The organism is Micromonospora sp. WMMD964 (assembly GCF_029581455.1).
Taxonomy (GTDB): Bacteria; Actinomycetota; Actinomycetes; order Mycobacteriales; family Micromonosporaceae; genus Micromonospora.
In genome coordinates this window covers 2,377,732-2,400,153 of sequence record NZ_CP120860.1, presented here as the reverse complement: position 1 = coordinate 2,400,153, position 22,422 = coordinate 2,377,732, and the positions used below count along the sequence as shown (strand labels likewise).

Here is a 22,422-nt window from a genome sequence, read left to right as displayed (position 1 = left end):
GCGCCCTGCCGGCACCGCCCGCCGCGAGCCGGACCGGCCGGGGGTGGGATCATCGGAGGGTGAGTAAGTCCGACACGGTCCGCTTCCGGCACAACCAAGCGATCCTGGCCGCCGCGATCATCGCCTTCATCGGTGCACTGCCGCTGGCCAGCGCCCGGTCCTATTTTCTGCCGGTGCTGCTCGTGCCGCTCGCCGTCGGAGCCTGGGCCTGGCGGGCCGGCACCGACGCCGACGCCACCGGGCTGCGCGTACGGGCGTTGGCCGGGCAGCGCCGGATCGCCTGGGACCAGGTCATCGAGCTGGTCACCGACGAGCGTGGGCGGGCGGTCGCCCGGCTCGACGACGGCCAGCAGGTCACCCTGCCGGCGGTACGCGGCACGGACCTGCCCCGGCTGGTGGCGGTCACCGGCCAGAGCCTGCCCCACACCCCGGCCGAGACGCCCAATCAGTAACCGTCGACCACCGTGTTGATCAGTGGTTGCCCGGCGGCGAAACGGCGCACCTGGTCACCGACGAGTCGGTAGGCCCGCGGCAGCAGCCCGCGCACCGACCCGGCCACGTGCGGGGTGAGCAACACGTTCGGCATCGCCCAGAGCGGCGAGTCGGCGGGTAGTGGCTCCGGGTCGGTGACGTCCAGCGCGGCCGCGATCCGACCGGTGGCCAGCTCGGCGACGAGCGCCTCGGTCTGGGCCACCGGCCCCCGGGCGGCGTTGACCAGCAACGCCCCGTCCGGCATCGCGGCGAGGAAGTCCTTGTCGATCAGGCCACGGGTCTGGTCGGTGAGCGGCACGATCACCACCACCACGTCGGCCTCGGGCAGCAGCCGGGGCAGCTCCTCGACGCCGTGCACCCCCTGCTCCGGGCGGGCGGTCCGCGCGACGAGCGTGAAGCTCACCTCGAACGGGGCGAGCCGGTCCCGCACAGCGGTGCCGATCGAACCGGCCCCGACGATGAGCACCCGCTTGCCGGTCAGCTCGTCGGTGGGGGTGTTCCCCTCGTACGCCCAGCGCCGCTCGGCCTGCGCCCGGACGAACGCGGGGAACGCCCGCAGTCGGGCGAGGATCGCCGTGACGACCCACTCGGCGGTCGACGGGTCGTGCACGCCTCGGGCGTCGCAGAGCGTGACACCCGGCGGTGTCCGACCGGCCCATGCGTCCGCTCCGGCGGAGAGCAACTGCACCACCGCCACGTCGGGCAGCTCCCGCAGCAACGCCGTCCCGTCGGAGCCACCCAGGAACGGTGGCACCCAGACGCGGACGTCGGCGGCGTCGGACGGCATGCGGTCGGCGTGCTCGAACACCTCCACCGTCACGTCCGGGGGCAGCTCGCCCATGAGGCTCAGACCGGCCTGGTGCGGGATCCATACCTTCACGTCCGCCGACGATAGTCCCCGGCGCGGCGGTCCGTGCGGGCACGGCGGGGATCCGGCGTCTCCGCGGCCGGCGCGCGCCGCCGGGGCGGGGCGAGGCTCGGCACACCCATGTTCGATTCAGGCCCGGACGAGGTATAAGAACTGTCGGAGGGCCGGTCCTCCTCCGTCCCGGCAGACAGGTGCTCGATGACCGACGGTTCCCCCGCCAACGCCCGGCGTCCGAACGTGCCTCCTCCGGCGCTCGGCGACGCGGCGCGGCTGCGCGCACTCACCGAGACCGGGCTGGACGCGACCCCGGACGAGGCGTTCGACAGGTTCGCCCGGTTGGTCAGCGACCTGCTGGACGTACCGGTGGCGTTGGTCTCCCTGGTCTCCGCCGACCGGCAGTTCTTCCCGGGTGCGGTGGGGTTGCCGGAACCCTGGTCGCAGCGCCGGCAGACCCCGCTGAGCCACTCGTTCTGCCAGCACGTCGTGGACATCGAGGTGCCGATGGTGCTGCCGGACGCCCGGCTCTACCCCCGCGTCCGGGACAATCTGGCCATCGATGACCTCGGTGTGGTCGCGTACGCCGGGATGCCACTGACCGATCTCTCCGGCCGGGTGCTCGGCGCACTGTGCGCGATCGACAACAAACCCCGCGCGTGGACGACCGCCCAGCTGCGGACACTGGCCGACCTGGCCGCCGCGTGCTCGTCGGAGCTGCGGCTGCGGATCGCGCTCGACGGCGCGCAGGAGGCGCGGCGGCGGGCCGTGCAGGCGCACGAACGGTTGGAGCTGGTCGCCGGGGTGAGCGAGACGCTGGCCGACACCCTCGACGTGGGCACCGCGTTGCGCCGGCTCGCCTCCACCATGGTGCCGCCGCTCGCCGACTGGTGCCTGCTCACCCTGATCGGGCCGACCGGCCAGCCCCGCGAGGTGGTCTCGGTGCACCACGACCCGGCCCGCGCCGCCGACATGGAACGCTTCGGTGAGCTGCTGCGCACCGGTCTGAGCCCGCAGTCGATCGTCCGGTCGGTCCTGCGCACCGGCCAGCCCCAACTCGGCGGCGTGGCATCCGTGGACGACGTGGCGAGGGGGACGACCGACCCGGAGATGGTGGCCATCGCCGGTCGTCTGGGCATCGCCTCGTACCTGAGCGTGCCGATGCAGGGGGCGGGCGGCACCGTGCTCGGGGCGATCACCCTCGTCAACAGCGCGCAGCGTCAACAGTTCGACGACCGTGACCTGCTCACCGCCGTCGAGATCGGCCGCCGGGCCGGCCAGGCGGTCGGCAACAGCTCGATGTACGGCGAACAGCGGCACGTGGCCGAGGTCCTGCAACACAGCATGCTGCCCCACCTGCCGGACGTGAAGGAGTTGGCGCTGGCGGCCCGCTACCAGCCGGCCGCCGACCGGGTGGAGGTGGGCGGTGACTGGTACGACGCCTTCGTCCAGCCCGACGGCGACGTGATCGTCACCATCGGTGACGTGGCGGGGCACGACATCGAGGCGGCGGCGGCGATGGGGCAGCTGCGCAACCTGGTGCGGGGCAACGCCTTCGGCCGGCCCGACGGTGTCGGGACGCTGATGAGTGACCTGGACGCCGCGATCCGCGGCCTGCGGTTGCCGATCGCGGCCACGGCGACACTGGTTCGGATCTGTCCGCGGGTCGCCGACGTCCACGAGGTGACCTGGTCCAACGCGGGTCACCCGCCGGCCCTGGTGCTCCGCTCCGGCGGGTCGGTCGAGATCCTGGAGGCGGCGCCGGAGCCGTTGCTCGGTCTGGCCCGGCCGTCGCCGCGCACCAGCAACTCCACCAGGTTGGCGGTCGGCGACACGCTGCTGCTCTACACCGACGGGCTGATCGAACGGCGGGACCGGTCCATCGACGAGGGTTTGGCCGAGTTGGTGGGCCGGCTGGCCGGCACCGACACGCTGCCCCTCGACGAGGTGTGCGACCTGCTGCTCGCCTCGATTCACGGCCGTGAGGACGACGCCGCGCTGCTGGCCGTACGGGCCCGGTGAGCGGTCCAGCGGGGACCACCTGGACGGGTCACCGGCGCGCGTCGGCTCGCGACGGGTCCGGGCGGGGCGTCCGGCGGGCTACCCTGGGCCGGGTGAGAGCCCGTCCCCCGTACCCTCGCGTCCGTCGCCTCCGGGCGGTCCTCGCGGCGTCCTGCGCGGCGCTGCTGCTCGCCTCGGGTTGCAGTTTCGGCGAGCCGGAGCCCGACCCGGCCGGCGAGCCGCCCAACCTGCCGACGCCGTCCGCGTCGGCGAGCCCCGGCGGCGCCGGCCAGCAGGCGGTGACGACCGTGTTGGCGAAGGGTCTGCGGGTGCCGTGGGGCATCGCCTTCCTGCCCGACGGCGGCGCGCTGGTCACCGAACGGGACAACGGCCGGATCCTCCAGGTCGGCCCGGAGTCCGGGCCGGACGGGCTGCGGGTCCGCCCGGCGCAGACGATCCCCGACGTGGCGGCGGCCGGGGAGGGCGGTCTTCTCGGCATCGCCGTCTCCCCCAACTACGCGCAGGACCGGTCGGTCTTCGTCTATTACACCTCCGCGCAGGACAACCGGGTCGCGCGGCTGGAACTCGGCGGTCAGCCCACCCCGATCCTGACCGGCATCCCCAAGGCCAACGTGCACAACGGCGGCGGGTTGGGTTTCGGCCCCGACGGGCAGCTCTACGTCAGCACGGGCGACGCGGGCGAGCGCCCCCTCTCGCAGGACGTGAAGAGCCTCGGCGGCAAGATCCTGCGGATCACACCGGACGGCAAGCCGTCCGCCGGCAACCCCTACCCCGGTTCGCCGGTCTGGTCGCTGGGCCACCGCAACGTACAGGGCTTCACCTGGGACGCCGCCAAGCGGATGTACGCGGTCGAGTTCGGCCAGAACACGTGGGACGAGATCAACCAGATCACCAAGGGCGGCAACTACGGTTGGCCGGAGGTCGAGGGGCGGGCCGGCGACAAGCGGTTCACCGACCCGATCACGCAGTGGGCGACCTCGGACGCGTCCTGCTCCGGTCTGGCCGCCGCGGACCGGCTGCTGGTCACCGGTTGCCTGCGCGGCAAGCGCCTCTGGGTGATGGAGTTGACCGACACGGGTACCCTGCTCGGCCAGCCCAGCGATCTGCTCACCAACCGGTACGGCCGACTGCGAGCGGTGGCCGCCGCACCGGACGGGTCGCTCTGGGTGGGCACGTCGAACCACGACGGGCGGGGTGACCCGGCCGGCGACGACGACCGGCTCCTGCGGGTGGTCTTCGCGGGCGGCGACGGCGGGCGCGGCTGACGTCCGTCACCATCCGTTCAGGTTTGCCAAGATCTTCCGACGGGCAGGTCAGAATCTCAGCATGGACGGGCAACGCGACGAGCAGCACGACGACGCCGGCGACCGGGACGACCCGGCGACCGGCGGCGACCTGCCGCGCCCGAACGGCAGGTGGGTGGCGCTGGCCGGGCCGCTGCGCCGCATCGGGCTGATCGGCGCGGTCCTCGCCATCGCACTGGTCGGGGCGGCGCTCGGGGTGCTGGCCGGCGGTCGGGTGGACACCGACATCGGCCCGTTCCGGGCCAACCTCAGCATCTCCCCCGCCCGGGACGGCGGCACCACCGTCGACATCCCACCGCTCGGTGCGCTGCTGCTCGACAGCCACGACGGGCCGACCCACCTCACCGTCCGGCTCGGCGCACTCGACCAGGGCCGCACCGAGGCACTGCTCGACGACCCGGCCAGCATCAGCCGGGCGAGCCAGAGCGCGGTGGAGGACGTCCGCTCCGGCATCATGCGACTCGGTCTGCGGACCCTCGGCGCGTCGGTGCTGGTCACGCTGGTCCTGGCCGGCTTGATCTTCCGGAACTCGCGGCGGACGGCCTGGGCGGGCGGGTTGGCGCTGCTGTTCACCGCGGGCAGCCTCGGCACGGCGGCGGCCACCCTGCGCCCCCAGGCGATCGAGGAACCACGCTACGAAGGGCTGCTGGTCAACGCGCCGGCCATCGTCGGTGACGCCCGCCGGATCGCCAACGACTACACCAAGTACGCCGAGCAGTTGCAACGCCTGGTCGGCAACGTCAGCCAGCTCTACACCACCGTCTCGGCACTCCCGGTGTACGAGCCGGCCCCGGGCACCACCCGGGTCCTGCACGTCTCCGACATGCACCTCAACCCGACCGGCTGGCAGCTGATCCGCACCGTCGTCGAGCAGTTCGGCATCGACGTGGTGATCGACACCGGCGACATCACCGACTGGGGCAGCGAGCCGGAGGCGTCCTTCGTCGGTTCGATCAGCCTGCTCAAGAAGCCGTACGTCTTCATCCGGGGCAACCACGACTCGGGCAAGACCGCCGCCGCGGTGGCCCGACAGTCGAACGCGATCGTATTGGACAATTCCACGACGACAGTCGCGGGCCTGACCATCGCCGGCATCGGCGACCCGCGTTTCACCCCGGACAAGAACACCTCCCCGGCCGGCAGCGGGCTGACCCCGCAGGTGGCCGACCAGGTGGCGGGGGCCGGCGTCGATCTCGCCGCGACCGTCCGCGCCTCACCGCGACCGGTCGACATCGCGCTCGTGCACGACCCGGCGTCGGCCGGGCCGCTGGCCGGCACCTGCCCGCTGGTGCTGGCCGGGCACACCCACTCCCGGCAGGTCTCCAAGCTGCCGCAGGCGCCGGGGCAGCAGCCCACCACGCTGATGGTGGAGGGCTCGACCGGCGGTGCCGGGCTGCGGGGCCTGGAGGGCGAGAAGCCCACCCCACTGTCGATGAGCGTGCTCTACTTCGACCAGCAGAAGATGCTGCAGGCGTACGACACGATCACCGTCGGCGGCACCGGCCAGGCCCAGGTCAACCTCGAACGACGCCTGGTGGAGAACCCGACCGCCGGTGTCCCCGCCACGACCACGCCCACGCCGACCGGCGGAGCGCCGGCCACTCCCACGCCCACGCCGACCGGCTGAGCCGAGGCGACGCGCCGATGGGGCGACCCCGCCCCTCGAATGTGACGGACAGTAGAAAGACCGGAGCCCCTTCACCACCCCGCTTGCCCCCTTTGCTCTGCCGCCCAATCCGCACCAGTCACTCTCGGTGCACCTGGCCACGCCCACGCCAACCTAGAGTCGGCCTGTTCGCGCTGGTCAACCTGGTGGCGCATCGGCAGCAGCAGAGCAAAGGACGAATTGGGGTGGTGTTGTTGACGGCTGGCCATCACAGTGAGTTGCGAACATGCTCTTCCTGAGCAACTCACTCAAAGTGACAACGCTCCTCGCCGGAGTCAGCGCAGGGCGATGGCGGCCAGCGCCGCGTTGACGATGCTGCCGGGCAGCAGGTCGTGCACCTCGTACAGCTCCGCGACGGTGCCGGACTGGCCGAACTCGTCCACCCCGAGCGGCACCGCCGGCGCGCCCACGGCCGACCCGAGCCAGGCCATCGCGTGCGACGCCGCGTCGTGCACGGTCACCACCGGCACCCGGTCGGCGAACGCGGACCGCAGCGCACCAGGCACGCTGGGCACCGTGGCCGTGCGCACACCCTGCCGCAGGGTGCGCTGCCACGCCCGGTAGAGCCGGTCCAGCGACGTCACGTCCACCACGTGCGCGGCGACGCCCTCCTCGGCCAACTCCGCCGCGGCGGCCAGCACCTCGGGCAGCACCGCGCCGGAGGCGGCCAGTTGCACCACCGGCGCGTCGACCAGGTGCGGGTACGCCTGGTGCGCGTCGACCAACCGGTACGCCCCGGCGACCACCTGCCGACGCAGGACCGCGTCACCGAGCCGGGCCCGGGCCGCCTCGAACGGCGCCTGGTCCAGCGGGCGGGTGCTCAGCCGGAAGTAGTACGCCCCGTCCTCGGTCGGCCCAGCCGTCGCGGCCGGGCTGGAACCGCCGGCGATCTGGCCCAGCGCGTCGCAGAGCAACCAGTCGAGGCTGCCCGCGTACGCCGGTTCGAGGAAGGTCACCCCGGGCAACTCCAGGCCGACCGACGCGGTGATCGTGGACTGGTGGGCGCCGCCCTCCGGGGCCAGTGTGATGCCGGACGGGGTGCCCGCCACCACGAACCGGGAGCCGGAGTACGTGCCGTACAGGAACGCGTCGAGGCCCCGCAACACGAACGGGTCGTAGACCGTGCCCACCGGCAGCAGCGGCTGCCCGGACAGGTCCCACGACAGGCCGAGCTGACCCAGCAGCAGGAACAGGTTCATCTCCGAGATGCCCAGCTCGATGTGCTGCCCGGCGGGGCTCTCCGTCCAGCGCAGCATCCGGTCCTCGGTCCAGGAACGCTGCTCGGTGGGGGCGAACACCCCGGTCTTGTTGATGAACCCGGCGAGGTTGGTGGAGGTGGCCACGTCCGGGGCGGTGGTGACCAGGTAACGACCCACCTCCCGGTCCCGGGCCAGGTCCACCAGCACCCGACCGAAGACCTCCTGCGTGGAGATCGGCTTGTTGGCGCGTACTCCCGTGCTCTCCGGGACGGTGACCCCCAACGCGCGCTCGCGCGGCGCGCGGGACAGCGCCTCCCGGCGGGCGCCGGCCCGGATCCCGGCCGGTGACGCCGGGTCGAGGCGGTCCCACTCGGTGTCGGCGGTGAGGCCCTGCGCGGCCCGCAGCGTGTCCACCTGCTCGGTGCTGAGCAGCGCGGAGTGGTTGCGGGGGTTGCCGGCGATGGGCAGACCCCAACCCTTCACGGTGTACGCGAAGACGACGCTGGGCCGGTCGGTGACCGCGTCGCACTGGGCGTACGCGTCGAGCATCGCCTGCAGGTCGTGCCCGCCCAGGTCGGTGACGAGCGGGCCGAGGTCCTCGTCGGAAACGTCGGCGATCAGCTCGGCGATCCCGCCCGGCGCCCCGTCCAGGAACTGCTTGCGCAGGGCGGGACCGGCCAACCCGAACAGCGACTGGTACTGCTCGTTGGGCATCGCGTCGATCCAGTCGCGCAGCGCCTCGCCACCCGGCCGGGCGTACGCCTCGGCGAGCTTACGGCCGTACTTGACCTCCACGACGTGCCAGCCGGCCGCCTCGAACTGACCGCGCCACTGGTTGATCCGGATGCCCGGGACCACCCGGTCCAGCGACTGACGGTTGAAGTCGACGAGCCACATGACGTTGCCCAGCCCGGTGGTGGCCGGGTCGGCGACCGCCTCCCAGATGTTGCCCTCGTCCAGCTCGGCGTCCCCGATGAGCGCCACGAACCGGGAGTGCGGGCGGGCCCCGAAGTGCGCGTCGACGTACCGCCGGGTGGCGGCGGCGAAGAGCGGCGCCGCCGCCCCGAGACCCACCGAACCGGTCGAGAAGTCCACCTCGTCCGGGTCCTTGGTGCGCGACGGGTACGACTGGAGGCCGCCCCGGGCCCGCAGCCGGGGCAGGTAGGACCGGTCCAGGTTGCCGAGCAGGTACTGGATGGCGTGGAACACCGGGGACGCGTGCGGCTTCACGGCGACCCGGTCCTCGGCGTCGAGGTGCGCGAACCAGAGCGCGGTCATCGCCGTCACCAGGGAGGCGCTGGACGCCTGGTGGCCGCCGACCTTCACACCGTCACCGGTGGCCCGGTCGTGGTTGGCGGCGTCCACGATCCGGGTGGCGAGCCAGAGCACCCGCCGCTGGATCTCGTCGAGGACGTCGAGGTCGTGCTGGGTCACGGTGGCTCCATTCGGGCGTCCGCGTTGACGCCCTCGACGAGGGGTGCGGGGTGGCCGCGTGGTCGACGGGGGTGACGGAAGGCCGCCGCCGGGTCACGGCGGCGGCCTGCTCCGGGTCGATCTCTCAGCCCTGGACGCCGAAGCGCTCCAGGATCAGCGTGCGGACGGCGGCGGCGTCGGCCTGGCCCCGGGTGGTCTTCATGACGGCCCCGACCAGCGCGCCGGCCGCGGCGACCTTGCCGCTGCGGATCTTGTCGGCGATGCCGGGGTTCGCGGCGATCGCCTCGTCCACGGCGGCGGTCAACGCACCGGTGTCCGAGACGACCTCCAGGCCCCGGTTGGTCATGATCTCGGTGGGCGAGCCCTCACCGTCGACCACGCCCTCCAGCACCGTACGGGCCATCTTGTCGTTGAGCTTGCCGGCGTCGACCAGCCCCTGCAGCTCGGCGACCTGGGCGGGGGTGGCACCGATCTCGGCCAACTCCACGCCGCTCTCGTTGGCCCGGCGGGACAGCTCACCCAGCCACCACTTGCGGGCCGCCGCCGGGGTGGTGCCGGCCGCCACCGTGGCCTCGATCAGCTCGACCGCGCCCGCGTTCAACACCGACTGCATGTCCAGGTCGGAGAGGCCCCACTGCTCCTGAAGCCGACGCCGGTGCACCCGGGGCAGCTCCGGCAGGGCCGCCTTCAGCTCGGCGACCCACGCCGGGTCCGGAGCGATCGGCACCAGATCCGGCTCCGGGAAGTACCGGTAGTCGGTGGCCGTCTCCTTCGAGCGACCCGGGGTGGTGTCGCCGGTGTCCTCGTGGAAGTGCCGGGTCTCCTGGGTGATCCGGCCACCCGCGTCGAGCACCGACGCCTGCCGCAGCATCTCCGAGCGGACCGCGCGCTCCACCGACCGCAGCGAGTTGACGTTCTTCGTCTCGGTGCGGGTGCCCCACTCCGCGCCCGGCAGGTTGAGCGAGGTGTTCACGTCACAGCGCAGCGAACCCTCCTCCATCCGCACGTCGGAGACACCGAGGGCACGGATCACGTCGCGCAGCTCGGCGACGTACGCCTTGGCCACCTCCGGCGCGAGCGCGCCGGTCCCCGTGATCGGCTTGGTGACGATCTCGACCAACGGGATGCCGGCCCGGTTGTAGTCGACGAGCGACTCCGTCGCGCCGTGGATGCGGCCGGTGGCCCCACCGACGTGCAGCGTCTTGCCGGTGTCCTCCTCCAGGTGCACCCGCTCGATCTCGATCCGCACCGTCTCGCCGCCGACCTCGACGTCCAGGTAACCGTCGACGCAGATCGGCTCGTCGTACTGGCTGATCTGGAAGTTCTTCGGCATGTCCGGGTAGAAGTAGTTCTTCCGGGCGAACCGGCACCACTCGGCGATCGAACAGTTCAACGCCAGACCGATCCGGATGATCGCCTCGATCGCCGCCTTGTTGGCCACCGGCAACGACCCGGGCAGGCCCAGACACACCGGGCAGACCCGGGTGTTCGGCTCGCCACCGAAATCGGTCGGGCAGCCGCACCACATCTTGGTCTTCGTGCCCAGCTCGACGTGGGTCTCCAGGCCGATCACCGGTTCGTAGCGCGCGACGACCTCGTCGTACGCGGGCAGTGTCGTGGTCATCTGGGCTCCTGCCTCACAACGTCGGTGGAGTGAACGTGCCGATGGCGGACTCCAACGCGGCGGCGACCCGGTACATCCGGTCGTCGGCCATCGTCGGGGCCATCACCTGCAGACCGACGGGCAACCCCTCGGAGAGCCCGCACGGCACCGAGATGCCCGGCCCGCCGTAGAGGTTGGTCGGGATCGTGTACAGGTCGGCCAGGTACATCTGGTACGGGTCGGCGGTCCGCGCACCGATCGGGAACGCCACCGACGGGGTGGTCGGCGAGATCAGCGCGTCGACCTGCTCGAACGCGGCGTTGAAGTCCCGCGTGATGAGCGTCCGGACCTTCTGCGCCTGGCCGTAGTACGCGTCGTAGTAACCCGACGACAACGCGTACGTGCCGATCATGATGCGGCGCTTGACCTCCGGACCGAAGCCGGCCTCACGGGTCAGCGACATGACCTCCTCCAGCGAGCGGTTGCCGTCGTCGCCGACCCGCAGGCCGAACCGGACGCCGTCGAACCGGGCCAGGTTGGAGGAGCACTCGCTCGGGGCGATCAGGTAGTACGCCGGCAGCGCGTACGCGAACGTCGGGCAGGACACCTCGACGATCTCCGCGCCCATCTTCGCGAGCGCGTCCACGGACTCGCGGAACGCGGTCATCACGCCCGGCTCGGCGCCCTCGCCGACGAACTCGCTGACGATGCCGAGGCGTACGCCGGTCAGGTCACCGGTCGCGCCGAGCTTCGCCGCCGCCACCACGTCCGGGATCGGCTGCGGGATCGAGGTGGAGTCGCGCGGGTCGTGGCCGCCGATGACCTGGTGCAGCAGGGCCGCGTCGAGCACGTTACGGGCGCACGGTCCGGGAGTGTCCAGCGACGAGGAGAACGCGACCAGCCCGTAGCGGGAGGTGCCGCCGTAGGTGGGCTTCGCACCGACCGTGCCGGTGACCGCACCGGGCTGGCGGATCGAGCCGCCGGTGTCCGAGCCGATCGCCAGCGGCGCCTCGTACGCGGCCAGCGCGGCGGAACTGCCACCACCCGAGCCGCCCGGGATCCGGGTCAGGTCCCACGGGTTGTGCGTCGGGCCGTACGCCGAGTATTCGGTGGAGGAGCCCATGGCGAACTCGTCCATGTTGGTCTTGCCGAGCATCACCGTGCCGGCGTCGCGCAGGCGCTGCACGATCGTCGCGTCGTACGGCGGGCGCCAACCCTCCAGGATCTTCGAACCCACTGTGGTCGGGATGCCCCGGGTGGCGAGCACGTCCTTGACGGCTACCGGCACTCCCGCGAGCGGGCCCAACTCCTCACCGGCGGCCCGGCGCTCGTCCACCGCGCGAGCCGCGGCGAGCGCGCCGTCGGTGTCGACGTGCAGGAACGCGTGCACCCGGTCGTCGACGGCGGCGATCCGGTCCAGGTGGGCCTGGGTCACCTCGACGGCGGAGGTCTCGCCCCCGGCGATCAGGGACGCGATCTCCGTCGCGGTCATCTTGATCAAATCGCTCATGCCGTCACTCCGCTCCGCTCCGCGACGCCATGAGGCACCACGGCGCTGCACCGACGATTCGCTCGCTGCCGCTCGCTCATGAGGCCACGTCCTCGCTGAGGATCCGCGGTACGCGGAACCGCTGGTCCTCGGCATCGGGTGCGCCCGAGAGCGCCTCCTGCGGGGTCAGGCACGGCGTGACGACGTCCTCGCGGAAGACGTTGGTCAGCGGCACCGAGTGCGAGGTCGGCGGGATGTCCGCGGCGGCGACCTCGCCGACCTGGGCGACCGCCTGGAGGATCACGTCGAGCTGGCCGGCGAACGTGTCCAGCTCCTCCTCGGTGACGGCGAGCCGCGACAGGCGCGCCAGGTGCGCGACCTCCTCGCGGGAGATGGCGGCCATCCGTGCCCCCTTCTGATGTCCTGCTGGTCGGGCGGTGTGCCTGCCGCGCGGCGGGTGGAGCGTGACGCGCGGTGACCGGAGCGAGTCTATTGTTCCGCTCCGGTGCCGCGTCCCCGACTCCCCCTCCCGGCACCCGGCTCAGCGGGTGGGGTGGCGACCGGTGTTCGACTGCGGGGGCCCGCTCGGGCGAACCGGCCGGTACCGGGCCAACCACGTGACCAGTTCCTCGGCGGGCATGGGCCGGGCGTAGAACCAGCCCTGCGCGGCGTCGCAGCCGGCGGCGTGCAACATCCGCCAGGTCCGCTCGTCCTCGACGCCCTCGGCGACCACCCGCAGCCCCAGTGCGCCGGCCAGCTCGATCATCGACCGGACGATCGCCGCGTCGTCGGCGTCGTCGGCCATGCCGAGCACGAACGACCGGTCCACCTTCACCTCGGACAGCGGCAACCGGCGCAGGTGTTGCAGCGAGGAGTAGCCGGTGCCGAAGTCGTCCAACGAGATGGCCACGCCGATGCGGTGCAGATGGGAGATGGTGGCCAGCACCCGGCGCGGGTCGGCCATCAGGGCGCCTTCGGTGATCTCCACCTGGAGCCGCTCGGCCGGCACCTGGTGACGGGCCAACCGGTCGGCGATCTGGTCGGCGATCTCGCCGGTGTGCAGGTCGCGCACGCTCACGTTCAGCGCCGCGCGCACATCGATGCCGGCCGCCGACCACTTGGCGAGTTGTTCCACCACGTCGTCGACCACCCGACGGGTGAGGAGCCGCATCACCGCGCTCTGCTCCGCGACCCGGATGAGTTCCTCCGGGTCGACCATGCCCCGCCGGGGGTGCCGCCACCGCAGCAGGGCCTCGACCCCGACCACCTCGCCGGTCGCGATGGCGATCTGCGGCTGGTAGTACATGGTGATCTCCCCGGCGTCGTCCGCCGCGTCACCGTCCGGGTGCGCCCACCCGGTCGCTCCCACCTGGTGCCCCGACGTGCCCGGCCCGCCCTCACGCCTCGGCCAGGGGCCACCGTTGCCCCTCGCGGGCAGCGCGCCGCCGTTCGACGACCGGCGGCCGTTCGCCACCGCGGCGCGTCGTTCCCGGGCCGGACCCGAGCGGGTGCCGGCGACCGAGGCACGGGAACCGCGGCCCCGGATCGGGTCGGCCCCGGTGGCGATCCGTTTGATCAGCTCGTCGGCGTGCGCCAGTTCGGAGTCGTTGCGACGACGGCGCCCCCACCAGCGGAGACCGGCCGGCGACGCCGTGGCGACCGCCGACGCCGGCTCCGCGTGTGGTGCGGGCTCGGCCGGGGACCCGATGGGCAACGCCGCCCCGTCACCGCCGCGCACCTCGGCCTTCCCCGCCAGGGGTACGTCGACCCGCTCGACGCCGCTCGGTACGACCTTCCGGCCGTCCCCGTCAGCCTGCCCGGCCGCGCCCTCGTCGTGAACCGACCCCGCTCGACCGGGGTCGAACGACCCGCTGGTGCGGGCGGCATCGGCCTCCGACGACCCGATGGTCTGGTCGGCCGGGTCCGCTGCCTGGTCGGCGTCGAACAGCCCGTCCGTGGACGGTCCGGATTCCAGGACCCGGCGTAGGTCGGCGAGGAGGCCGAGTCGCTCGGCCGAGTTGTGGTCGGACTCGGGGGCGTACACGGCCACCGTGTCGTTGCGGTGCTTGGCGTCGTACATCGCCACGTCGGCGTGGCGCATCAGGGTGGCGAAGTCCTCGCCGTGTTCGGGGAAGATCGCGATCCCGATCGAACCGCCGACGTCCAACGGCAGCCCGTCCAGTGGCACCGGCTCGGCCAACGCCTGGACCACCCGGTCGGCCAACTCGCGCGCCTGAGCGACGTCGGTCAGGCCGGTCATCACGATGGCGAACTCGTCGCCGCCGAGCCGGGCGATCATCTGTGGCCGGGGCTGCACGTCGGTGAGCCGGGCACTGACCTCGACCAGGAGCCGGTCGCCCACGGCGTGACCGAGAGCGTCGTTGACGTTCTTGAAACGGTCCAGGTCGATCAGGAGCAGGGCCAGTCGCCCGTCGGGTTCGCCACGGGCCGTCCGCTCGGCGTGCAGGTGCACCTGCTCGGCCACCTCGGCCAGCAACGCCTTGCGGTTGGGCAGCCCGGTCAGCGGGTCGGCGGCGGCGAGGTGCTGCTGCTCCACGGTCAGTCGGGCCATCCGGTAGACCGCGAAGAGCGGCACCAGCACCAGCGGGATCAATGCCGCGCTGACCCGCGCGGCGGCGACCAGCACCGGGGCGAGCAGCAACAGCGAGCCGGTGGACAGCAGCTCGAAGCCGAGGCCCCGGCGGAGGGTCGGCCACCACCGGTCGCCGAAACGCAGTCGCACCGCCCAGCTGACCAACCCGTAGTTGACGACGAACCACGCCAGCGTGGCACCGCCGACAGCAGCCACGTCGGTCCAGTGCAGACGCCCGCCGGAGAAGATGATGCCCGAGCCGAGCTGGATCACCCCGTACGCGGCGGCGAGAGCGCACGCGTACTGGCCGACGTTGAACGCCGTCCGCCAGGCCGCGTGCCGCATCCGCCAGCCCGAGACGATCACCCCGACCGCCTGCACCGCCACTGCGGGCGCGAGGCCCCAGCCGAGCAGGATCGCGAACGTGAAGCAGGTGGACGGGAAGACCGCGGAGGTCTGCCGACGCCCCGGTGGGACGAACGGTCGGGCGTCGCAGACCACCGCGAGCACCGCCATCGTCCAGAACGCCACCGGCAGGCCGGGCACGTCGGCGGGGAGCTTCGCCAGGGGGACGGCGGCGGTCAGCGCGGCCACCACCAGGATGCCGACGACGAAGGTGGCGAACGGCGTCGCGCGTCCCGGCGGGAGCGAGTTGCGTGGATCGGCGACCTCCACCACACCTCCCGACGACCGTCGGCGTGCCGGTGCGGTACGCCGTGACCCAATGAAACGCCCTCAGCCCCCGGTTTCCCGGTATGACAGTCACGAATCGGTCGTAGTCGTAATTAAGTTGGTATACGCCGCCGGCCGTCGCCGCAACCGCGGTCGGGTCACCCGCCGAGCTGGGCGACCTCCCGGGCGGCGTCCGGACCCGCGTCCAGCAGCAGCCGGAACCCGTCCTCGTCCAGCACCGGCACCTTGAGGCTGGCCGCCTTGTCGGCCTTGGAGCCGGGGTTGTCCCCGACGACGACGAAGCTCGTCTTCTTGGAGACCGACCCGCTGAGCTTTCCGCCCCGGCTCTGCACGGCTTCGGCCGCCTGGTCCCGGGAGAAGCCAGCGAGTGTGCCGGTCACCACCACGGTCAGCCCCTCCAGCGGGCGCGGGCCCTCGTCGACCGCCTCCTCGGCCATCCGTACGCCCGACTCGGCCCACTTGCGGACGACCTCCCGGTGCCAGTCCACCGCGAACCACTCGCGGATGCTGGCGGCGATGGTCGGGCCGACCCCGTCGACGGAGGACAGCTCCTCCTCGCTGGCCGCGTCGATGGCCTCCATCGAGCGGAAGTGCCGGGCGAGCGCTTGGGCGGCGGTGGGGCCGACGTGGCGGATGGAGAGCGCCACCAACACCCGCCACAGGTCACGCTCCCGGGCGACGGCGAGATTATCCAACAACTTGACCGCGTTGCTGCCCAGCGTGCCGTCCTTGTTGACGAAGAACGGGGACCGGGACAACTGCTCGGCGTCGAGCTGGAAGAGGTCGCCCTCGTCCGCGATGACCTCGGCGTCCAGCAGGGCCGCCGCGCCCTTGTAGCCGAGAACCTCGATGTCGAACGCGCCGCGACCGGCGAGGTGGAACACCCGTTCCCGCAGCTGGGCGGGGCAGCTGCGGGTGTTGGGGCAGCGGATGTCGATGTCGCCCTCCTTCGCCGGCGCGAGCGGAGTGCCGCACGCCGGGCAGGTGGTCGGCATGACGAACGGCCGGGCGTCGACGGGCCGCAGGTCGATGACCGGGCCGAGCACCTCGGGGATCACGTCGCCGGCCTTGCGCAGCACCACCGTGTCGCCGATGAACACGCCCTTGCGTTCGACCTCGCGGGCGTTGTGCAGGGTGGCCAGGGCGACGGTCGAGCCGGCCACCCGCACCGGCTCGAGCACGGCGAACGGGGTGACCCGCCCGGTGCGCCCCACGTTGACGTCGATGTCCAGCAGCTTGGTGGTGACCTCCTCCGGCGGGTACTTGAAGGCGATCGCCCATCGCGGCGCGCGACTGGTCGAGCCGAGCCGGCCCTGGATGGACACCGGGTCGACCTTGACCACCACCCCGTCGATCTCGTGCTCGACGTCGTGCCGGTGCTCGGCGTAGTAGGCGATGTATTCCGCCACCCCGGCCAGATCCGGGACGACCCGCCACCGGTCGCTGGTCGGCAGCCCCCACGCCTTCAGCGCCGCGTACGACTCGGACTGGGCGGTGGGCTGGAACCCCCGGCGGGCGCCGATGCCGTGCACCACCAGGCGCAGCGGCCGGGAGGCGGTGATCCGCGGGTCCTTCTGCCGCAGGCTGCCCGCAGCGGCGTTGCGAGGGTTGGCGAACGGTGCCTTGCCCTGCTCCACCAGGCCCGCGTTGAGGTCGGCGAACGCGGCCACCGGGAAGTAGATCTCGCCCCGGACCTCGATCAGCTCGGGCACGTCCGGGAAGTCGGCCGACGCGGTGAGCTGGCCGGGCACGTCGCGGATGCTGCGGACGTTGGCGGTCACGTCCTCACCGGTGCGGCCGTCGCCCCGGGTGGCCGCACGGACCAGCCGGCCCTTCTCGTAGGTCAGGTTGATCGCCAGCCCGTCGACCTTCAGCTCGCACAGGTAGGGCACCGCGCCACCGGCGTCCCGCTCGACCCGCTCGGCCCACGCCGCCAACTCCTCGTCGGCGAACGCGTTGTCGAGCGACAGCATCCGCTCGGCGTGGGTGACCGGGGTGAAGTCCGTGGAGAACGTGCCACCCACCCGTTGGGTCGGCGAGTCGGGCGTGCGCAGCGCCGGGAACTCCGTCTCCAGCGCCTCCAGCTCGCGCAACTGCCTGTCGAAGTCGGCGTCGGTGATGGTCGGCGAATCCAGCACGTAGTAGCGGTACTGGTGCTCGGTCAGCTCCTGGCTGAGCGTGGCGTGCCGCTCCCGGGCCTGGGGCGTCGGCTCCGCACCGGCCGCCGCCTCCTGAGCCGGGCTGACCTGCTGACCGATCTGCTCCTCGGACACACCGCCACCTTCGGACACGCCTGCGACCTCCCTGATCACGCTACTCCGGCACGGTATCGGGCCGGTGGGACAATCTGCCGTCCGCCCGCGCCGGAAGCGACGCCGCCCTCACCCGCTCCCTTGATCGACCCCACCTCGGCGACGCGCTGCCGTCCTCTCGGCATCCGGGTTCGACGCCACATCGGCGACGTGGTCCCATCCCGCCACGCCGACACCGCCACATCGCCGACCTGGCGCCCCCCGCCACTCCGACACCGCCACATCGCCGACCTGGCGCCACCCCGACAAGCCCACGGCGGCGACGTGGAGTGGCGACGCTGCGGCGTTGTCGGCGGGCGGTCCGGGCGATGACGTGCGAGGATCGCCGGACGGTGCGACCTCCCGGGGTCGCCGGGAGGCGGAGGTACGGATGCCCGAGGCGCTGCTCTGGGCCGTGGCGATCCTGCTGGCGGTGGCCGCTGGTTGGGCGTGGAACAGTTGGCGGCACCGGGTGTCGACCCGCCCTCCGGGCACCCGCCCGGATCGCGCCGCCCCGGCCCGCCCCGGCGGTCGACGTCCGGCTCCGCCCCGACCGCGCGGCACCGACCGGCCCGCGGCCAAGCCCCGCCCACGCGACTCCGACCGGCACGACGTCCCGGCACCCGGCGAGATCTGGTGGGCCGACGTGCCGTACGCCGACGGCACCGGATCGAAGGTGCGCCCGTGCCTGGTGCTACGCGCGGATTCCCGGGGCGCCGACGTTCTGAAGATCACCAGCCAGGACAAGAGCGACCGGGACGACCACGTGCGGATCCCCACCCGGGACTGGGACCCCGGCGCGGAGCACGACAGCTACCTCAGCCTGACCGAGCCGATCCGACTCGACTTCGCCGCCTTCGCCGACCAGGCCGGGCGCTGCCACGCCGACCTGTGGCGCACGGTACGCAGCCTGCGCCACCTGCCCACCGCCTGACCATCTCGGTCACCCCGGAAGGGTGCCCGGGGCCGTGATCCACTCGGCTTCTTGAAAGGCGCGGCATCAGCGGCCCTGCGACACCCCGACTTCCAGAAACCCGAGTCGATCACGGTCACCGGCCGAACGGGACGGCACACGACCCCCGCCGGACGGACCGGCGCGTGGCCGATCAGTCCCAGACGGCGCCGAGGGTGGCGAGCTGGTCCGCGTGCTCGATGCGGTCGGCCCATTCGGTCGGCCAGGCGGCCATCCCGAGCGCCGCGCCCACGAACGCGCCGGCCAGGGCGGCGATCGAGTCGGAGTCGCCGGCGGTGGTCGCGCCCCGGGCCAGGGCGGTGACCGGGTCGTCGGCGTGCCGTACGGCGCAGAGCAGCGCGGTGGCCAGCGCCTCCTCGGCGACCCAACCCTCTCCGGTGGCCCGGCACGGGTCACCGCCGTCGTCCGGCCGCCCGAGGGCGTTCACCAGTCGGCCCAGCGCCACCAGGCACTCGTCCCAGCCCTGGGCGATGAACTCCTCCGGAGGCCGCGGACCGGGGCGCTGCCACAGGTCACCCAGCCAGTGCTCCCGGTAGACCAGGCGCTGGGACCGCGCCCGCTCGATGAGCAGCGCGGGCACCTCGGGCAGTGTGGCTCCCGCGCGTAGCGCGAAGACCGCGTACGCGGTCAGCTCGCTGGCGGCCAGCCCGGTCGGGTGACCGTGGGTCAGCCCGGCCTGTAGCTGGGCCAGCCCGGCGAGGGTGTCCAGGTCGGTGTCGAGCAGGCCGACCGGGGTGACCCGCATGTTGGCCCCGCAGCCCTTCGACCCGGCCACTGTCGCTTCCTGCCAGCGCACCCCGCGGCTCAGCTCGGCGCAGGCGCGCAGGCAGGTCATGCCCGGGGCGCGGTTGTTGTCCGGGCTGACCGACCAGGCCACGAAGCGTTGCCGCAGCAGCGGCTCCACCGCTTCCGGGGTCAACGAGGGCGCCTCGTGGAGTGCCCAGCCCACGGCGAGCGCCATCTGGGTGTCGTCGGTGACCAGGGCCGGCTCGCCGGACAGCTCGCGGGGCCCGGCCGGACCGTACCGGCGTTCGATCTCGGCCACGGTCAGGAACTCGGTCGGCTTGCCCAGCGCGTCACCGTAGGCGAGGCCGTAGAGCGAACCGGAGGCGCGCAGCGCTGAGTTGTGGATCACGGCGGCCATCATGCCCGGCCGCCGCAACCCACGCCGGGGTCAGTCCCAGCAGAGACAGAACGGGTGGCCGGCCGGATCGGCGTAGACCCGGAAACCCTCGCCCTCACCGGGCAGCCGTCGGGCACCGAGTGCGAGCGCCGCCTTCTCCGCGCTCTCGATGTCGTCCACCGTCACATCCAGGTGGAACTGTTGCGGGCGCTCCGGGTCCGGCCAGGCCGGTGACCGCAGGTTGAGCGCCTGCTGGAAGGCGAGACGTGGCTGGTGACCGGGCGGGCCGCCCAACACCACCCAGTCGTCGTCGGAGTCACCCTCGGCGAAGGGGATGCCGAGCAGCTCGGCGTAGAACGCCGCCAGCGCCCGCGGATCCGGGCAGTCGATCACCACTGAACGCAGCTGTCCAATCATGACCGTCATGCTGCCCACCGGGTACGACAGGAAACCCGGGTACGACAGGAGACCTCACACGTCGGCGAGCCGCCGGCCGGCGTCCCGGCAGGCGGTGAGCACCGCCCGGGCGTACTCCGGGGTGGCACCGGCGAGACCGCAGGCGGGAGTGACCACCACCTGCTGGGCGAGTTGTCGGCGGGGAAAGCCGAGGCGGTCCCAGAGCTGGCGCACCCGATCGGCGATCTGCGCGGAGGTCGGAGCGCGACCGGCCGACGGCGGCCGGGTCGGCGCGGCCCCGGCCAGCAACCCGAGACCGGCGTCGATCGCCTCGCCCAGCGGGTCCAGGTCGGTGACGAGGTCCAGGTCGAGGGCGACCGCGACGGCACCGGTGGAGCGGATCAGCTCCAGCGGCACGTCCGGGGCGCAGCAGTGCACGAGCGTCGGCACGCCGACCGTCTCGACGAGGGCGCGTAGCAGCGCGGCGGCGTCCGCCGACTCGACCGCACGGTACGCGCCGAACCCGCTCTCGGTCGGCACCCGCCCGGCCAGCACGGCCGGCAGCGACGGTTCGTCCACCTGGAGCAGCACCGACGCCCGGGGGAGCCGCCGGGCCACCGCCGCGACGTGGGCGCGCAGCCCTTCGGCGAGGGAGCCGGTCAGGTCGCGGACCGCGCCGGCGTCACGCAACAGGCGACCACCGATCGGCAGCTCCAGGGAGGCGGCGAGCGTGAGAGGGCCGGCGGCCTGCACCTTGACCGGCCCGGCGTACTCCTCGGCCTGCTCGGCGAGCTGGTCCAGGTCGCGTTCCATCAGGTCGAGGGCTCGGCGCAGGTCCCGGCCCGGGCGCGGGGCGACCCGCCAACGGCCGGCGTAGACCTCGACCGGCAGGTCGACGAGCAGCCCGGCGGAGCGGCCGATCAGGTCCGCGCCGGGACCACGGGCCGGTAGCTCGGGCAGGTGGGGCAGGTCGGGAAGCTCACCGAGGACCACCCGCTGGGCCTCGCCGATGTCGGTACCGGGCAACGAGCCGATCCCGGTCGCCGAACCCGCCGCCCAGGGCCACGCCTGATCTGTCACGGCCGAAAGGCTATCCCGCGAACACCCGGGCCGTGCGGTCAGCCGGTGATGGTCGCCGAGCCGAGGACCACGTCACCGGCCGGGTCCGGCCGGTACGCGACGAGGGCCTGACCGGCGGCGACGCCGCGTACCGGCCGACGCAGCTCGGCGTGCAGCAGATCACCGTCGAGGGCGACGGTGGCGGGCACCACGCTGCCGTGCGCGCGCAACTGCACCTCGCACTCCACCGGGGAGCCCGGAAGCGGGCCGCCGGTCCAGACCGGACGAACGGCACGGACCTCGGACACCTCCAGCGCCTCGGCGGGGCCGACGGTCACCGTGTTGGTCTTCGGCGTGATGGAGAGCACGTAGCGCGGCCGGCCGTCCGGGGCGGGCCGGTCCAGGTGCAGCCCACGACGCTGCCCCACCGTGTACGCGTACGCGCCGGTGTGCGTGCCGACCACCGCGCCGGTGCTGGCGTCCACCACGTCGCCGGGCGCCTCGCCGAGCCGCCCGGCCAGGAAGCCACGGGTGTCGCCGTCGGCGATGAAGCAGATGTCGTGCGAGTCCGGCTTGTCGGCGACCGCCAGGCCACGCTCGGCGGCCTCCGCGCGGACCTGCGCCTTGGTCGAGTCGCCCAGCGGGAAGATCGATCGGTCGAGCTGCTCGCGGGTGAGCACGGCCAGGACGTACGACTGGTCCTTGGCCACGTCGACACTGCGCCGCAGCAGCCCGTCCGGGCCGAGCCGGGCGTGGTGCCCGGTGACCACCGCGTCGAAGCCCAGCGCCACCGCCCGGTCCAGCACCGCCGCGAACTTGATCTTCTCGTTGCAGCGCAGGCAGGGGTTCGGTGTGCGACCGGCGGCGTACTCGGCGACGAAGTCGTCCACCACGTCCTCGTGGAAGCGGTCGGCCATGTCCCACACGTAGAAGGGGATGCCGATCACGTCGGCGGCCCGGCGGGCGTCGCGGGAGTCTTCCAGGGTGCAGCAGCCGCGCGCCCCAGTCCGATAGGTCTGTGGGTTGCGGGCCAGCGCCAGGTGCACGCCCGTCACGTCGTGCCCGGCCGCCACCGCCCGCGCCGCCGCCACGGCCGAGTCAACCCCGCCCGACATCGCCGCCAGAACCCGCACCTACGAACTCCCTCCACCCCACCGAACGCCCCCAACCATATCCACCACCCTCCCACCCCCGTCGATCATGGAGTTGTGCTGGGTGACAAA

Annotated in this window: 16 protein-coding genes; 5 read left to right on the top strand and 11 right to left on the bottom strand. The window is 72.8% G+C overall.

The window, feature by feature from the left end; genetic code table 11:
* The first annotated feature begins 59 nt into the window (after positions 1–59).
* A complete protein-coding gene (locus O7616_RS11240) occupies positions 60–452 on the top strand; it encodes a PH domain-containing protein (RefSeq protein WP_282306753.1) in 393 nt (130 codons plus the stop codon).
* Here O7616_RS11240 and O7616_RS11235 read toward each other — a convergent pair.
* Positions 446–1,372: a 2-hydroxyacid dehydrogenase gene (locus tag O7616_RS11235; protein WP_282306751.1), complete on the bottom strand. Its 927-nt coding sequence runs from the start codon at positions 1,370–1,372 to the stop codon at positions 446–448. The two genes, O7616_RS11240 and O7616_RS11235, sit on opposite strands and share 7 nt — an antisense overlap.
* A 186-nt stretch (positions 1,373–1,558) precedes the next feature.
* Between O7616_RS11235 and O7616_RS11230 the strand changes: the two genes are divergently transcribed.
* From O7616_RS11230 to O7616_RS11220, 3 genes are all read left to right on the top strand, one after another.
* Positions 1,559–3,376, top strand: a complete 1,818-nt coding sequence (locus tag O7616_RS11230) for a SpoIIE family protein phosphatase (RefSeq protein ID WP_282306749.1) — start codon at positions 1,559–1,561, stop codon at positions 3,374–3,376.
* Between the two features lie 92 nt (positions 3,377–3,468).
* Entirely contained in the window at positions 3,469–4,641 is a 1,173-nt protein-coding gene (locus tag O7616_RS11225; RefSeq protein WP_282306748.1) for a PQQ-dependent sugar dehydrogenase, read from the top strand.
* A gap of 61 nt (positions 4,642–4,702) precedes the next feature.
* Entirely contained in the window at positions 4,703–6,307 is a 1,605-nt protein-coding gene (locus O7616_RS11220; protein ID WP_282306747.1) for a metallophosphoesterase, read from the top strand.
* A 314-nt stretch (positions 6,308–6,621) separates the two neighbouring features.
* On the opposite strand, the gene O7616_RS11215 is transcribed toward O7616_RS11220, so the two are convergent.
* The 6 genes from O7616_RS11215 to ligA all read right to left on the bottom strand — a co-directional run bounded on the left by O7616_RS11215 (position 6,622) and on the right by ligA (position 17,630).
* Positions 6,622–8,979, bottom strand: a complete 2,358-nt coding sequence (locus O7616_RS11215) for a pyruvate dehydrogenase (protein WP_282306746.1) — start codon at positions 8,977–8,979, stop codon at positions 6,622–6,624.
* Between the two features lie 124 nt (positions 8,980–9,103).
* Entirely contained in the window at positions 9,104–10,603 is a 1,500-nt protein-coding gene (gene gatB, locus O7616_RS11210; protein ID WP_282306745.1) for an Asp-tRNA(Asn)/Glu-tRNA(Gln) amidotransferase subunit GatB, read from the bottom strand.
* Between the two features lie 13 nt (positions 10,604–10,616).
* A complete protein-coding gene (gene gatA / locus O7616_RS11205) occupies positions 10,617–12,092 on the bottom strand; it encodes an Asp-tRNA(Asn)/Glu-tRNA(Gln) amidotransferase subunit GatA (RefSeq protein WP_282306744.1) in 1,476 nt (491 codons plus the stop codon).
* Positions 12,093–12,168: 76 nt separating this feature from the next.
* Complete coding sequence (gatC, locus tag O7616_RS11200) at positions 12,169–12,474, bottom strand: Asp-tRNA(Asn)/Glu-tRNA(Gln) amidotransferase subunit GatC (protein WP_088991147.1); 306 nt, start codon at positions 12,472–12,474, stop codon at positions 12,169–12,171.
* A 138-nt stretch (positions 12,475–12,612) separates the two neighbouring features.
* The gene (locus O7616_RS11195; RefSeq protein WP_282306743.1) at positions 12,613–15,339 is read right to left on the bottom strand and encodes a bifunctional diguanylate cyclase/phosphodiesterase; all 2,727 of its coding nucleotides are present in this window, start codon (positions 15,337–15,339) and stop codon (positions 12,613–12,615) included.
* A 155-nt stretch (positions 15,340–15,494) separates the two neighbouring features.
* Positions 15,495–17,630 carry an NAD-dependent DNA ligase LigA gene (gene ligA, locus O7616_RS11190; RefSeq protein WP_282306741.1) on the bottom strand — a complete coding sequence of 712 codons (2,136 nt, stop codon included), beginning with the start codon at positions 17,628–17,630 and terminating at the stop codon, positions 15,495–15,497.
* 409 nt (positions 17,631–18,039) lie between these two features.
* Here ligA and O7616_RS11185 point away from each other — a divergent pair, with 409 nt between their 5' ends.
* Positions 18,040–18,582 (top strand): type II toxin-antitoxin system PemK/MazF family toxin, encoded by a 543-nt coding sequence (locus O7616_RS11185; RefSeq protein WP_282306740.1) that lies wholly within the window; start codon positions 18,040–18,042, stop codon positions 18,580–18,582.
* A 172-nt stretch (positions 18,583–18,754) separates the two neighbouring features.
* On the opposite strand, the gene O7616_RS11180 is transcribed toward O7616_RS11185, so the two are convergent.
* The 4 genes from O7616_RS11180 to mnmA are packed head-to-tail and all read right to left on the bottom strand — an operon-like array spanning position 18,755 to position 22,332.
* The gene (locus O7616_RS11180) at positions 18,755–19,768 is read right to left on the bottom strand and encodes an ADP-ribosylglycohydrolase family protein (RefSeq protein WP_282306739.1); all 1,014 of its coding nucleotides are present in this window, start codon (positions 19,766–19,768) and stop codon (positions 18,755–18,757) included.
* A gap of 27 nt (positions 19,769–19,795) precedes the next feature.
* Positions 19,796–20,161, bottom strand: a complete 366-nt coding sequence (locus tag O7616_RS11175; RefSeq protein ID WP_208745090.1) for a VOC family protein — start codon at positions 20,159–20,161, stop codon at positions 19,796–19,798.
* A gap of 54 nt (positions 20,162–20,215) precedes the next feature.
* Positions 20,216–21,220: a methionine synthase gene (locus tag O7616_RS11170; protein WP_282306736.1), complete on the bottom strand. Its 1,005-nt coding sequence runs from the start codon at positions 21,218–21,220 to the stop codon at positions 20,216–20,218.
* Positions 21,221–21,258: 38 nt separating this feature from the next.
* On the bottom strand, positions 21,259–22,332 hold the full coding sequence (gene mnmA, locus O7616_RS11165) for a tRNA 2-thiouridine(34) synthase MnmA (protein WP_282262120.1): 1,074 nt from the start codon (positions 22,330–22,332) through the stop codon (positions 21,259–21,261).
* Positions 22,333–22,422 lie beyond the last annotated feature (90 nt).

What these genes read in the sequence shown, in the direction of transcription:
- O7616_RS11230 (WP_282306749.1), top strand. Translation starts at nt 1,559, where the DNA reads ATGACCGACGGTTCCCCCGCCAACGCCCGGCGTCCGAACGTGCCTCCT.
- O7616_RS11220 (WP_282306747.1), top strand. Translation starts at nt 4,703, where the DNA reads ATGGACGGGCAACGCGACGAGCAGCACGACGACGCCGGCGACCGGGAC.
- gatB (WP_282306745.1), bottom strand. Translation starts at nt 10,603, where the DNA reads ATGACCACGACACTGCCCGCGTACGACGAGGTCGTCGCGCGCTACGAA.
- gatA (WP_282306744.1), bottom strand. Translation starts at nt 12,092, where the DNA reads ATGAGCGATTTGATCAAGATGACCGCGACGGAGATCGCGTCCCTGATC.
- gatC (WP_088991147.1), bottom strand. Translation starts at nt 12,474, where the DNA reads ATGGCCGCCATCTCCCGCGAGGAGGTCGCGCACCTGGCGCGCCTGTCG.
- O7616_RS11185 (WP_282306740.1), top strand. Translation starts at nt 18,040, where the DNA reads ATGCCCGAGGCGCTGCTCTGGGCCGTGGCGATCCTGCTGGCGGTGGCC.
- O7616_RS11180 (WP_282306739.1), bottom strand. Translation starts at nt 19,768, where the DNA reads ATGATGGCCGCCGTGATCCACAACTCAGCGCTGCGCGCCTCCGGTTCG.
- O7616_RS11175 (WP_208745090.1), bottom strand. Translation starts at nt 20,161, where the DNA reads ATGATTGGACAGCTGCGTTCAGTGGTGATCGACTGCCCGGATCCGCGG.